This is a genomic window from Streptomyces sp. NBC_01267 (genome assembly GCF_036241575.1).
Lineage (GTDB): Bacteria > Actinomycetota > Actinomycetes > Streptomycetales > Streptomycetaceae > Streptomyces.
The window spans coordinates 4,538,598-4,552,366 of the sequence record NZ_CP108455.1 but is presented as its reverse complement, the minus strand read 5'-3'; the positions used below and the strand labels follow the sequence as shown (position 1 = coordinate 4,552,366).

7 protein-coding genes are annotated in these 13,769 nt (G+C 70.2%); 2 read left to right on the top strand and 5 right to left on the bottom strand.

What is annotated here, in order from left to right; genetic code table 11:
- Positions 1–56 precede the first annotated feature (56 nt).
- The 3 genes from OG709_RS20915 to OG709_RS20905 all read right to left on the bottom strand — a co-directional run bounded on the left by OG709_RS20915 (position 57) and on the right by OG709_RS20905 (position 7,976).
- Positions 57–4,535 (bottom strand): FtsK/SpoIIIE domain-containing protein, encoded by a 4,479-nt coding sequence (locus OG709_RS20915; protein ID WP_266641465.1) that lies wholly within the window; start codon positions 4,533–4,535, stop codon positions 57–59.
- A gap of 99 nt (positions 4,536–4,634) precedes the next feature.
- Positions 4,635–6,806 (bottom strand): serine/threonine-protein kinase, encoded by a 2,172-nt coding sequence (locus OG709_RS20910; RefSeq protein WP_329167396.1) that lies wholly within the window; start codon positions 6,804–6,806, stop codon positions 4,635–4,637.
- A gap of 357 nt (positions 6,807–7,163) precedes the next feature.
- Positions 7,164–7,976, bottom strand: a complete 813-nt coding sequence (locus OG709_RS20905) for a menaquinone biosynthetic enzyme MqnA/MqnD family protein (RefSeq protein ID WP_250299561.1) — start codon at positions 7,974–7,976, stop codon at positions 7,164–7,166.
- A gap of 365 nt (positions 7,977–8,341) precedes the next feature.
- On the opposite strand from OG709_RS20905, the gene OG709_RS20900 reads away from it, so the two are divergent.
- Positions 8,342–8,545: a cold-shock protein gene (locus tag OG709_RS20900; protein WP_015610594.1), complete on the top strand. Its 204-nt coding sequence runs from the start codon at positions 8,342–8,344 to the stop codon at positions 8,543–8,545.
- Positions 8,546–8,835: 290 nt separating this feature from the next.
- On the opposite strand, the gene OG709_RS20895 is transcribed toward OG709_RS20900, so the two are convergent.
- Both OG709_RS20895 and OG709_RS20890 read right to left on the bottom strand, forming a co-directional pair.
- Positions 8,836–10,737 carry an AMP-dependent synthetase/ligase gene (locus tag OG709_RS20895; RefSeq protein ID WP_250299028.1) on the bottom strand — a complete coding sequence of 634 codons (1,902 nt, stop codon included), beginning with the start codon at positions 10,735–10,737 and terminating at the stop codon, positions 8,836–8,838.
- A gap of 130 nt (positions 10,738–10,867) precedes the next feature.
- Entirely contained in the window at positions 10,868–12,292 is a 1,425-nt protein-coding gene (locus tag OG709_RS20890; RefSeq protein WP_329167393.1) for an acetyl-CoA C-acyltransferase, read from the bottom strand.
- Between the two features lie 71 nt (positions 12,293–12,363).
- Here OG709_RS20890 and OG709_RS20885 point away from each other — a divergent pair, with 71 nt between their 5' ends.
- Entirely contained in the window at positions 12,364–13,716 is a 1,353-nt protein-coding gene (locus OG709_RS20885) for a 3-oxoacyl-ACP reductase (RefSeq protein WP_329167391.1), read from the top strand.
- Positions 13,717–13,769 lie beyond the last annotated feature (53 nt).

The following is a 13,769-nucleotide window of genomic DNA, read 5'->3' as shown; positions in this document are numbered from 1 at the left end:
CAGGTGACCGCCCCGCCGCCGTAGATCTCGTCGCAGGGCGAGCTGCCATACAGGGCCTAGCCGCGCATCACGCCCTGGATCGGCATCAGCGTGCCGCCCGACACCAGGAGCCCGCTCCCGACCGGGCCCGAGCCGCTGTTCGACGGCAGGCGGACATTGAACAGTTCGCCCTCCTGTGGGGTCTGCGGGGTCAGCAGCAGACCGTTGCGCGACTTGCGGGCCTCGGTGGCAAAGCCCCGGTACTGCGAGGACAGCGAGTCCGTCGTGCCGGCCGCGATCAGGCCGTGGTCACCGTCCGCTCCCTTGCGCACGACGGTCTCCAGCGCCTCATCCAAGCTGGTGTCGTAGAGCAGTTCGGCGTCGTCGACGACCACCACGTACTTACGTCCCTGCGCTTGCTCCAGCAACTCCTCCAGGTCGTCCTCCCGGTGCTCCGCGTTGAGCAGACCGAGTACACCCTCGCGGCCTTCCAGTTCCCGTAGAGGCGAGCGGCGCGGCGTGATGAGAACCAGCGGGGTGCCCTGGCGCAGCAGGGACTCGGCGGCGCACACCAAGGCGTTCGAGCGGCCGGACTTGGGCGGTCCCGCGATGACGAAACCGGGGCCCGATTCCATCAAGTCGATGCCGATCGGCGCCAGTTCGTCGCCACCCACACCGATCAGAGCCCACAGTGGCGACGCGGGGGTCAGCTCCGGCTCCAGAGCCATCGCCTGTTCCGCTGTGATCCGAGCGGGCAGGGCGTCTACCCGCATGGGGCCGCGCCCAGCGGGCCGCCTACCGTATTGGTCCTGTACCGCCTCAGCGATCTCTCGAAGCTTACGCACCTGGGCCTGGCCCGCCGGGTCGGTGTCGAGCAGAGCAATCTGCGTCTCGTCGATGCCGGTGTCCGTGATGCGCAGGGCGCGTCCCGGCGGCATGTTCTTGGGGACCTCGCGCACCTGGAGTCCGGCTGTGCCGTAGTCGTTCGAGTCGGCGAAACGCATGACGAGTCGGTCCGCGAAGGCCGAGGAGACGTGCCCGCTGAGCCCGGAACGGTCGGCGGTCATGACGACCTTGAGTCCGGCCGCCGAGCCCTCCCGGAAGATCCGCTGGACCTGCTCGATCAGCTGGCCGTAGTTGTAGTTCTCGAAGGTGGAGACGAAACCCTCCCAACTGTCGAACAGCAGCACCATCCACGGCAGCCGGTCCTCCGGCGCCGCCGTCGCCCGCTGCTCGGCAGCGCTGGAGGCACCTTCCATGGCAAGCATCTGCTGGCGCCGGGCGATCTCGGCCAGCAGCCGATCGATCAGCCGCCGGACCCGGTCCGGTTCGTCGCGGTTGACCACGGCGCCGACATGCGGCATCCGGACCAACGGCAGCAGCGCGTTGGAGCCGCAGTCGATGGCATACACATGTACGTCGGACGGCGAAGTCTCCCGGGCGATGGCACCGCCGAGGGTGCGCAGTGCCGTGGAGCGGCCGGACCTGGCGCCGCCGACAAGCATCGTGTGTTCACCGTTGACCAGGTCGATGGCCAGCGGCTTACGGGCCTGCTGGGCGGGCAGGTCCGTGAGCCCGTAACCGATCGGCGGCACGTCCTCATGGGCCGCCACCTGGTCCTGGAACTCGGTCAGTTCATCGATGGTGACGTGCTCACCGAGCGGCGGCAGCCAGGGGCTGCGCGGGGCCGGGAAGCCCATCTTCTCCGAGCCCTCGCGGATCGCGTCGACGAGTACGGCGAGGTCGGTGACCATCGTCCCGTCGTCATCCGCCTCGGCCGCCCTGGGCGCGGGGCGGCTGTACATTGGCCAGGTCAGCGGGGCCAGAGTGGCCTTCGGCCCGCTGCCGCCGGTCGCCGGGCGCCGGCCACCGATACGAGCCGACTGCACGCCCACGAGCGACTGCGCTCCGGAACGGACAAAGGCCCGGCCCGGGGTGGACTTGGCGATCGCGCCGGCATCCATCGCCTCGATGACGTCCTGCGACTCGGAGCCGTCCGTCACCCGCAGCGCGATCCGGAGGTTGGTGTTGGCCCGGATGTCCGCGCTCACCACACCGGCGGGACGCTGGGTCGCGAGGACCAGGTGTACCCCGAGCGAACGGCCACGTCGGGCGATGTCGACCAACCCAGCGATGAAGTCGGGCAGTTCGGCGACGAGTGAGGCGAACTCATCGATGACCAGGACGAGTCGGGGCATCGGTTCGAGCTCGGGACGGAGCTTCCGGGTGTCGTTGTAGTCCTCGATGTCCTTCGTGCCGGTGTCGAAGAGGATCTCCTCACGGCGGTGCAGCTCCGCGGCGAGCGAGGCCAGGGCCCGCTCGGTCAGATGGGCGTCGAGGTCACTGACCATGCCCACGGTGTGCGGAAGCCGGGCACAGTCCATGAAGGCACTGCCACCCTTGTAGTCGATGAGTACGTAGTTGAGGGCGTCGGGCCGGTTGGCCACCGCCAGCGAGGCGATGATTGTCTGAAGCAGTTCGGACTTACCGGCACCGGTGGTACCCGCGACGAGCGCGTGCGGTCCGTCGCGCCGGATGTCCAGGATGAAGGGCCCGTCCGCCGCCACCCCGATGGGGGCGGCGGTCGTGGATCCGCCCGCCTTCCAGATCCGTTCGATGTCATTGCCGGTCGGGTCCGGCATGCCGATGAGGTTCAGCAGCCTGGCCGCGGTGGGCAAGGCGCTGTCGGCGTCGTCGCGACTGACGTCCCTCACGGGCGCCAGCGAACGCGCCAACAGCTCGCACCAGTCCCGGGCAACCTGGTCGGCCAGTACCTCGCCGACCGTTTCGAGGCCGGAGCCGCGCAGCCGTACGTGCGCCGCGGAGTCGGGGGTCCAGCACACCACGGCCCGACACTCCTCGGGGAGCAATCGCTCGTCCTCGTCTACGCAGAGCGCGAAGATGCCGAGCTTGGGTCCCTCCTGGAGCAGTTGGGGCACTCCGGCCATCCGACGCAGCAGGCGGGCGCCGTCGAGCACGAGCAGGATGTGCGGGTCGGAGTTGACCGACCCGGCCATCTGCCCCTGGTTCTGGCGGGCGGCCTTGCGCCGGGCCAGTTCGTTGAGTAGTTCGTTGACGCGCCGGGCGACGGCCTCGGAGTCGGAGCCGACCAGGGCCAGGCAGTCCTGGCCCTGCTGGGGTGCGGTGTGCGGGATCCAGTGCGCCCAGTCCCACTCGTCGGCGGCGTCGCGCGCAGAGGACAGGACGACCAGGGCGAGTTCACGCGGGCTGTGCAGCACGGCAGCCTGTACGGCAAGCCAGCGGGCGGTCGAGAGCGTACGGGGGCGATCGCCCGCGATGCCGACCACGCCGAGCTCCGGGAAGGGCAGCGTGACTGGTACATCGGGAAGCCTGGGCGGCTCCGGCGGGTCGTCGTCGTACGATCCGCCGCGCCCCGGGACGAGTTCGATGTCGGCGGGCAGGCTGCCGACGCCGATGCGCAGCCTCAGTACGTCCGGGTCGGTGATCCGGCGCTCCCACAGCCGACGGCGGGGACCGGTGGCGAAGAGCAGGATCTCGGCCGGGTCGGGGCTTCCGGTGCGCAGCCGCGCCTGCTCGTCCTTGCCGACCCTGACCAGGTCGGCTTCGTGGGCGGCGAGATCCTTCTTGTACTGCTTGGCTGTGGTCTTGTTCTTCTTCTTGCCCTCGCGGTTGTCGCTCGCCCACTGGCCGATCATCATCAGGGGGCTCATCAAACAGAACAGCAGCATGTAGATCTGTTTGGTCACCAGGTACATGACGAGGCCGAAGAGGAGCGGAGTGAATGCCGCGATCATCTGGAAACGGGCGCGCTCACCCTTCGAGGGCGGGAGCGGCACAACGAGCCGGGGGCGCGGCCTGAGCGGTGAAAGGCGCGGGGGCCGGTTGTAGGCGAGACCGCCCTCACCGGTGTCGGCGAGGTGGGCATCCGGTGCGCCGACCTCGTCGAGCACGAAGAGTGAGTCACCGATCCGGACGACGCCGCGCAGCGGCCAGCACTGCTCACCGGTGACGGGGACGTCGTCCAGCTGGACGGCCAGGCCGGGCTGCGGGGTGAGGGTCGCATTGCCCTGCACGTCGATGGCCACCTTGGCTGCCAGTGGCGGCAGTTGGTTGTCGGCGACGGTCAGCGTGCAGGTGGCGGCCGAGCCGATCGTCGCGGACCCGGCAGCAAGTCGCACCACGCGCCCGGAGCCCGCCCCGGCGGCGACCCGCACCTCGTACCTACCGACCGGCTCTCCCCTGCGCAGCAGTGGGCCTATCGAATCATCGACCGAGACCCTCATGCCGTCGCGCAGGACGGAACCCACAGGTGTGCGCGGATCGCAGCGGTGGCCGTCGGCCCAGAGCATGGGACCCGCCGGCACTTCGTTCCCGTAGGTGAATCGCGGGTCGAGTGTCGTACCCGGCATCGGGACGACGACGGACGGCGGGGCCGCTTCCCGACCCTGCTGCCGTGCGCCGCGCGTCGCCGCGAGCACCTCCGCCAGATCGCCGGTGGTAGCCGCGTCGTCCGTGTTGACCAGAACATCCTGCGGCTCCTCCCCCTCCCGTACGACTGTCACCAGCACTCGCATGGTCGTCTTCCTCCCTGCCGGCCCTGGGTGGCTCGCTCGTCACATGGGTTCACTGAGGCTAATGGGTGCGAACGCACCGCTACACGTGTGGTTGGCTTCTCAGACAGCTGGGAGGGCGTAGACCTCACCACCGTGCGTGGCCAGCAGTCGCTGCCCGGAGACCTCGATGTGCCACTGCTCGTCGGTGCCTTTGTTGTCGTTGTACGTCCAACGGGACTTACCCGACGTGAGGTCTAGCGCGAAAATGCCTCCGGCATCATCGTACGAGGCTCCGTAGAGGGTCTGGCCGAACCGCACGTACTCGGTCGGAGCCTTTCGCGCACCGGTCTCCTCACAGAGCCAAATCTTCTTGCCGCTCATGGGGTTGACGGCCCAGACGCCCTGGTCGTAGTCGGCCGCGTACAACACACCGTCGACCACCCTCGGCTCCTTGAATCCGCGGCGGCCGTTCGGCGAGAGCTTCCAGCGTTCCGCGCCGTGTTCGACACCGACCGCGCGCATGGTCTCCCCCGGGAGGAAGACGAGTCCGCCGTGGACCTCAGGCGTCCACTCCAACTGGTCGCCGATCTTCTGGGACCAGAGCTGGTTGCCCTTGATCGTCTCCCGCACGGTGAGGTTGTAGTTGGAGTCGGTGTAGACGAGGCGGTTCCCCGCGGCTGTGCCCATGACGTCGTAGTCGTCGGTCCCCGCGTCACGGGTCTGCTTCCAGACGACCCGGCCGGTCCGGTGGCTGACGGCGGCGACAGCTGTCAGCCCGTCACGGATCCTTCCGTCGTCGACGGAAGCGATGACGTACACGTTGTTGTCGTCCACGGCGATCGTGGCCATGGCCGTCATTTCCTTGCCCAGACGGCTTCTCCAGGCTTCCTTACCGGTCTTCAGGTCGAGGCCGACGATGTCGCCGTCATACTCCGTACTGAGCAGGAAGAGCTTTCCGGCGGAGACGAGCAGCGGCGAACCTGCCGGTGTGATTCCTGCACGGGACCAGAGGTGCTTGCCGGTCGTCACGTCGTACGACACCAGCGGGTCACCACTGATCAGGAGCGCTCCGTCGCGGACCAGAAGACGCTGATCCGTACTGAGGGTGTCCACCGACACCGATTTGTGCCAGAGCACCTGAGGCGCCGTACCGGGAGGCGGGGTCGTAAAGGTCTCGGGCCGGGTGCGCTTCTTCTTCGACTTCGCGTCGGATGCCGACGTGGACGTGCCGTTGTCCCGCGTGATCAGCCACGCCGCGCCGCCCCCCACCACCGCCACGCCCGCCGCGCCGCCCGCGATGCCCAGGAAGCGGCGGCGGGACGGGGTCGCGGGTACAGGTACGGGTACGGCAGTTGCTCCCGGGGTGTTCAGGGTGGTGGGGGCCGGGCCGAACCCCTGGGAGACCGGGGCTGCCGGGGCCGGGACGGTCACCGGGGTGTTGCCGGATGCCGGGGTCTCCAGGTCCAGGATGCGCGAGGCGTGCGTCGCGATCGTGGAGGAGACCGAGGAGGGGAGCCAGTCCGCCAGGACCGCGCCGGTGCCGTCGGGGGCCAGCGACTGGAGGATCTCCGCGGGGCTCGGGCGCTGCGCCGGGTCCTTGGCCAGGCAGGCGCGGATCAGGCCGGTCAGCATCTGGGGGGTGCCGGTCAGGTCCGGTGCCTCGTGGACCACCTGGTAGAGCAGGGCCGCCGGGGCGGCAGAGTCGCCGAAGACGTTACGGCCGGTGGCGGCGAAGGCGAGGACGGCGCCGAGGGAGAAGACGTCCCCCGACCCGTCGACGGGTCGGCCGAGCGCCTGCTCGGGGGGCATGTAGCCGGGCGAGCCGACCACAACTCCCGTCTGGGTCAGCCGACTTCCGTCCACCGCACGGGCGATGCCGAAGTCGATGACCCGCGGGCCGTCCGCGGCGAGCAGCACGTTCGACGGCTTGAGGTCACGGTGTATCAGCCCGGCGGCGTGTATCTCCTGCAGTGCGGCGGCCAGCCCGGCCCCGAGCGCACGCACCGTGTGTTCGGGGAGGGCGCCGTGGGCGGCGACGACATCGGTGAGGTCCGGGCCGAGGACGTACGCCGTGGCCAGCCAGGGCAACGGCGCGTCCGGGTCGGCGTCGACCACGGGTGCGGTGTACCGGCCCGAGACCGCCCTGGCGATGTCGACCTCGTGGCGGAAGCGCTGCCGGAACGCCTGGTCGGCGGCGAGGTCCTGGCGTACGACCTTCACCGCGACGGTACGGCCACCGGGCGAGCGGGCCAGATAGACACGACCCATGCCGCCGACCCCGAGCTGGCCCAACAGCCGGTAGTTTCCCAGCGTTTGCGGATCATCCGGCTGTAAAGGTTCCATAACAGGTATTCCCCCACTGATGTCTGCTGTTACGTGCGTGTCCTCCCGGACACAGTAGAGAACCGGTCCCGGCACTCCGCCCGGCCCTCGGTGACCGTCGCACGGAGACGGAGTACGTCGTCGCCGGGAACGCCCGCGCTGAACACCGCCGTCAGCCGACCCGCCGACGCCCCGTCGTCCTGGGCGAGTTGCCCCTGCCGACTGCCGATGACGGCCGCATGCGCCCTCCCCCTGCCGCCCCGCGCGGAGCGCCGCGCTTCCGCAGCCCGACCAGTCGAAGCGGTGGGCGCGCGCACCCAACCGGCCTCAGCTGCCGAGCAGTTCGACCTTCACGTCCGAGGGGAAGCCCGTCGTGGAGCCGACCCGTCCGGCGAATTCCCTGACCCCTTCGAGCTGGGCCGCGCCGAAGCGGAAGTCCAGGGTGGTGAAGTACCGCTCCAGCAGTTCCGCGTCGAAGACCTCCCAGTGCGAGGCCTGCTCGGCAACCTTGGCTACCTCTTCCAGCGACACGTCGCGCGACTCCAGGAACGCCCGGTGGACCTCTTCGACCAGCTCCGGCTCGCGGGCCGCGTAGTCCTTCCGCGCCGCCCAGACCGCGAAGACGAACGGCAGCCCCGTCCACTCCTTCCACATCTGCCCCAGGTCGTGGACCTGCAGGCCGAGCTTCGGGGCGTCGTGCAGCGACGCCCGGAGCGCCGCGTCCCCGATCAGGACGGCCGCGTCCGCCTCCTGCATCATCACGCCGAGGTCGGGCGGGCACCGGTAGTAGTCGGGCGTGACCTCGTACCGCTCGGCGAGCAGGAGCTGCGCCAGCCGTACGGACGTACGCGAGGTCGAACCGAGCGCCACCCGCGCCCCGTCGAGCTGCTCCAGCGGCTTCTTGGACACGATCACGCAGGACATCACGGGGCCGTCGCAGCCGACCGCGAGGTCGGGGAAGGCGATCAGGTCGTCGGCGTTCTTGAGGAACTCGACCAGAGTGATCGGGCCGATGTCGAGGTCGCCCCGGACCAGCTGTTCGCTGAGCTTCTCCGGGGTGTCCTTGGTGAGCTCGAGATCGATGAGCGTGCCGGTGCGGGCCAGCCCCCAGTAGAGCGGGAGACAGTTCAGGAACTGGATGTGCCCGACGCGCGGCCGGCTGCGACGGTGATCGGCTCCGGCGGCGTCCGGGGAGGTGTTCCCGGTGGCGGATGCGGCGGCGTTTTCGGCGTATGAATTGTCCACATCGTGAGGCTAGACCCGCGTTGTACGGTGCAGTACGCAGGGTGGTCCGTCAGCCTGACGCGCCGCTTCCAAACGTCCGGGTGAAGTGATCTTCGCCTCTATCGCGGGCGCGTGGGCGCATGCTAGGCTCGATCGCAAGTTGCAGTTTGGTTTCCCTTGCAGTACAGAGCCTGCGGAGCATGTAACCCGCAGGCTTTTGTAGTTTTCAGACTTCTTAGCAGGTTCTGGAGCAGGGCAACCCTTTGGCCCAAGGAGGGCTTATGGCTACCGGAACCGTCAAGTGGTTCAACGCTGAAAAGGGCTTCGGCTTCATCGCCCAGGACGGCGGCGGCCCGGATGTCTTCGTCCACTATTCCGCGATCAACGCGTCTGGTTTCCGCTCGCTCGAGGAGAACCAGCAAGTGACCTTCGACGTCACGCAGGGCCCCAAGGGTCCGCAGGCGGAGAACGTCATCCCGGCCTAGTTGCCCGGGCCGATCGATCGCGGTCGGGATAGCACCACCCAAGGAGCCCCGTTCCACAAGGAACGGGGCTCCTGCCTTTCCGGGCCTGCCTTCTCCGGCCTGCCTTTCCGAACCTGGCTTGTCCGGCCTGCTTTCCGCCCGCCTGCCTTTCCGGGCCGGTCCTGCTGGTTCGGTCTTGCTGGTTCGGTCTTGCTGGTTCGGGCCTGCTTGTTCGGGCCTGCTTGTTCGGGCCTGCTTGTTCAGTCTTGCTTGTTCGGGCCTACTGGTTCGGGATCCGGCCTTTCGCCTTCTCAGCTGTAGAGCCCTTCGATCTCCCGCTCGAAATCCTTCGCTATCGCCGCCCGTTTCACCTTGAGCGAAGGCGTCAGATGGCCGTTCTCCTCCGTGAAGTCCACCGGCAGGACGGCGAACCGCCGGATGGACTCGGCCCGGGACACCAGCCGGTTCGCCTCGTCCACCGCCCGCTGCAACGTGTCCCGCAGTTCCTCGTCCTGGACGAGTTCCCGTATCGGCAGTTCGGTCTTCTTCCGCATCCGGCGCCAGTGGGCGAGCCCGTCCGGCTCCAGGGTGATCAGCGCGGTCACGTACGGCCGGTTGTCGCCCACGACCATGCACTGACCCACCAGCGGATGCGCCCGCAGCCAGTCCTCCAACGGCGCCGGGGCCACGTTCTTGCCGCCCGACGTGATGATGATGTCCTTCTTGCGGCCGGTGATCGTGAGGTAGCCGTCCTCGTCGAGCGCGCCCACGTCGCCCGTCGCGAACCACTGGCCCCGCGCGACCCCCGGCCCGTTCCCGTTCCCCGCCCTCTGCTGCTCCGCGTTCCAGTAGCCGCTGAAGACCTGGCCGCCGCTGAGCAGCACTTCGCCGTCGTCCGCGATCCGTACCGCCGTGCCCGGCAGCGGCCAGCCGACCGTTCCCAGGCGGGGCCTCAGCGGGGGTGTGACCGTCGCGGCGGCTGTCGTCTCCGTCAGGCCGTACCCCTCGAAGATCTCGATGCCCGCGCCCGCGTAGAACGCGGCGAGTCGGTGGCCGAGCGGGGAGCCGCCGCAGATCGCGTACTTCACCCTGCCGCCGAGTGCCGCCCGGATCCGCCGGTAGACCAGCGGGTCGTACACGGCGTGCGCCATCCGCAGGCCGAGGCCGGGGCCGGATCCGGTGCCGTGTTCGACGGCCTCCAGCGCTTCCCCGTACCGCTGGGCGATCCGCGCCGCGCGGTCGAAGGACGAGGCCCGGCCCATCTGCTCGGCGGTGGCCCGGCCCGTGTTGTAGACCTTCTCCAGGACGTACGGGATCGCCAGCAGGAACGTCGGCCGGAAGCCCGCCAGGTCGGTGAGGAGGTCCTCCGTACGGATGCTGGGGGCGTGGCCGAGGCGGACCCGCGCCCGCATGCAGCCGATCGCCACCATCCGGCCGAAGACGTGCGACAGCGGCAGGAAGAGCAGCGTCGACGCCGGGTCCGTGCTCACGGACTTGAAGACCGGGTGCAGCAGTTCGATCGCGTTGTCCACCTCGGCGAAGAAGTTCCCGTGCGTGAGGACGCAGCCCTTGGGACGGCCCGTGGTGCCCGAGGTGTAGATCAGTGTGGCGACCGAGGACGGCGAGCGGGTGGCCCGACGGTCGGCGACGGCCTGGTCGGGTATGTCCCGGCCCGCCCGCTTCAGCAGTGCCACCGCGCCCGTGTCGAACTCCCACAGGTGTACCAGGCCCGGCAGTTGGCGGCGCTCGGCACTGATCAGCCTGGCCTGCTCCTTGTCCTCCACGGCGCAGGCGACCGCGCCCGAGTCCTGGAGTATCCAGCGGGCCTGGAAGGCGGACGACGTCGGGTAGACGGGGACGGTGACCAGGCCGGCGGCCCAGGCCGCGAAGTCGAGGAGCGTCCACTCGTAGGTGGTCCGGGCCATGATCGCGATCCGGTCCCCGGCCCGCAGCCCCTCGGCGATCAGGCCCTTCGCCACGGCCTGCACCTCGTAGGCGAAGTCCAGGGCCGAGACATCGGCCCAACTGCCGTCCGGCTGCTTCCTGCTGAGGACAGCCTCTTCGGGCGCCTGGTGCGCGTTGTCGAAGGGGATGTCCGCGAGCGAACCCTGCTCGACGGGGTGGACGAGCGGCGGTACGGAGACTTCCCGCACCCTCCCGTCCACGCGTCGCTTGTGCGGTTCCCACTGCTGTACGGACACGGTCACAGGCACGTGCGGCTCCTCATGTCGTGGTACGTCGGGTGCCGGGGCGGGCGGAGAACGGTGCGGAGGAACGGTGTGCGGAGGAAGGGACGGCGCGGGCGGAGTGGTGGAGGGGCCGAGATACCGGAGGGGCCGGGCGTCAGGGCCTTTCCAGCACCGCGGTGACGCCCTGTCCGCCCGCCGCGCAGATGGAGATCAGCCCCCGCCCCGGAGCGTCCCGCTCCGAGAGCAGCTTGGCGAGTGTCGCGACGATACGGGCGCCGGTCGCCGCGAAGGGATGCCCGGTGGCGAGCGAGGAGCCCGCGACGTTGAGCTTCGCGCGGTCGACCGGGGCCAGTCCCTGCTCCTCCCAGGCGGCCAGCGTGGCCAGCACCTGGGAGGCGAAGGCCTCGTGGACCTCGAAGAGGTCGAAGTCGGCGATGGTCAGCCCGGAACGTTCCAGCATGCGCGGGACGGCGTGGGCGGGGGCCATCAGCAGGCCGTCCGTCCGGTTCCGGTCGGCGTCGGCTGCGGACCCGGAACCTGGCCGAGAGCCAGTTACGGATCCGGCCTCGGCTCCCACTCCGGCTCCCGCTCCCGCTCCCGCTCCCGCTCCCGCTCCCGCTCCCGCTCCCGCTCTCGCTTCCGCTCCCACTCCGGCTCCGGCTCCCACTCCGGCTCCCACTCCGGTGAAATCGACCGCCGCGGTCTCGTACAGCGTCAGATACGCCAGCGGCACCAGCCCGCGCTCCCGCGCCCACTCCTCGCTCGCGAGCAGCACGGTCGCCGCGCCGTCCGTGAGCGGGGTCGAGTTGCCCGCCGTCATCGTGGCGCCCGGCTCCCCGGTGCCGAACACCGGCTTCAGCGTGGCGAGTTCGCCGACGGTGGAGCCCGGACGCAGATTCTGGTCGCGTGCCAGCCCCCGGAAGGGCACCACCAGGTCCTGGAGGAAGCCGCGTTCGTAGGCGGCGGCGAGCCGCTGGTGGCTGGCCGCCGCCAGCACGTCCTGGTCCTCGCGACTGACGCCCCAGGCTCGGGCGGTGAGCGCCGCGTGCTCACCCATCGAGAGCCCGGTGCGGGGTTCGGAGTTGCGCGGGATGTCCGGGACGAGGTGCCGGGGGCGCACCCGTGCGAGCGCCTTGAGCCGCGCGCCGGCCGACTTCGCCCGCCGCGCCTCCAGCAGGATCTTCCTGAGCTGGTCGTTGACCCCGAGGGGCGCGTCGCTCGCCGTGTCCGCCCCACCGGCTATCGCACAGTCGACGGCGCCGAGCGCGATCTTGTTGGCAGCGGCGATGACAGCCTGCAGGCCGGTGCCGCAGGCCTGTTGGATGTCGTACGCCGGGGTGCGCGGGTCGAGCCGTGAGCCGAGCACCGTCTCGCGGGCCAGGTTGAAGTCGCGGCTGTGCTTGAGCACCGCGCCCGCCACGAACTCGCCGACCCGCTCGCCCTCCAGGCCGAACCGCTCGACCAGACCGTCCAGCGCGGCCGCCAGCATGTCCTGGTTGGACGCGGTCGCGTATGGGCCGTCGGCGCGCGCGAAGGGGATGCGGCTGCCTCCGATCACGGCGACCTTGAGGGGCTTCATCTCGACCAACTCCTGACCCTTGAGTAACCTTACTCAGGAGTAAATCTACGACGACGCAAGGAGTCCGGACAATGGCCGATCGCTATCTGCACTTCTCCAGCACAGCACCCGGCCGATTCCTGACACGCAGGCTCGGCCTTCCGCAACCGGCCGTGCTGCGCAGGTGGTCCGCCGAACGTCCGTCCCTCGAAGGGCCGTTGCTGCATCTGACCACCCCCGGAACCCCGCTCCCCGGGCTGGCCGAGGTGCTCGCCCGCACCGGCCTGGAGGTCGGCGCGGAGGCCGAACGCCCCGTGGGTGTGGTGCTGGACGCAACGGGGGTCGCCACGGTGACCGGTCTCGCGGAGGTGCACGGCACGCTGCATCCCGTCGTACGGTCGGTCGCGCCGGGCGGCCGGGTGGTGGTGCTGGGCGCGCCGCTCTCCGGCTCCGACCACCACCAGGCCGCGGCGCAGCAGGCACTCGAAGGCTTCGTACGGTCGCTGGGCAAGGAGATCGGACAGGGCCGCACCGTACAGCTGGTCAGGACCGTGTCCGCGACGGCCGCCGAGTCGACCCTGCGCTTCCTGCTGTCGCCGAGGTCCGCGTACGTCAGCGGCCAGGTCATCGAGATCGGCGGCGCCGCGGACGCCGGACCGGTCGCGGACGCCGGACCGGTCGCGGACACCGGACCGGTCACGCCCGCCGACGGGGACCTGCCGCTCGCCGGGCGTACGGCGCTGGTCACCGGCTCGGCGCGCGGCATCGGCGCCTCGGTGGCCGCGACCCTGGCCCGGGACGGGGCGAAGGTCGTCTGCCTCGATGTCCCGGAGTCACGGGCCGAGTTGACCCGTACGGCCGACTCGCTCGGCGGAACGGCCCTGCCCCTGGACATCACCGCCCCCGACGCGGCCGACCGGATCACCGCCGCGCTCCCCGACGGCCTGGACATCCTGGTCCACAACGCGGGCATCACCCGCGACCGCCGCCTTGCCAACATGCCCGCCGAACGGTGGTCGAGCGTGCTCGACGTGAACCTGGACAGCGTGCTGCGGACGACGGACGCCCTACTGAAGTCCGGCACGCTGCGGCCGGGCGGGCGGATCGTGGCGACGGCGTCGATCGCCGGGATCGGCGGGAACACCGGCCAGACCAACTACGCGGCGAGCAAGGCCGGGATCATCGGCCTGGTCCGGTCACTGGCGCCCCGGCTCGCGGAACAGGGCCTCACCCTCAACGCCGTGGCCCCCGGCTTCATCGAGACGAAGATGACGGCCACCCTCCCGCTCTTCATCCGCGAGGCGGGCCGCCGGCTGAACTCCCTGGGCCAGGGCGGCCTTCCGGTCGATGTGGCCGAGACGACGGCCTGGTTCGCGCACCCCGCGTCGGGCGCCGTCAACGGCCAGGTCGTACGGGTCTGCGGGCAGAGCCTGTTGGGGGCCTGAGGCGGCGCCCGGTCGCCGAGGGACGCGAGGTGCCCCCCTCCCGGCCACTGGGG

What these genes read in the sequence shown, in the direction of transcription:
- OG709_RS20885 (WP_329167391.1), top strand. Translation starts at nt 12,364, where the DNA reads ATGGCCGATCGCTATCTGCACTTCTCCAGCACAGCACCCGGCCGATTC.
- OG709_RS20900 (WP_015610594.1), top strand. Translation starts at nt 8,342, where the DNA reads ATGGCTACCGGAACCGTCAAGTGGTTCAACGCTGAAAAGGGCTTCGGC.
- OG709_RS20915 (WP_266641465.1), bottom strand. Translation starts at nt 4,535, where the DNA reads ATGCGAGTGCTGGTGACAGTCGTACGGGAGGGGGAGGAGCCGCAGGAT.
- OG709_RS20890 (WP_329167393.1), bottom strand. Translation starts at nt 12,292, where the DNA reads ATGAAGCCCCTCAAGGTCGCCGTGATCGGAGGCAGCCGCATCCCCTTC.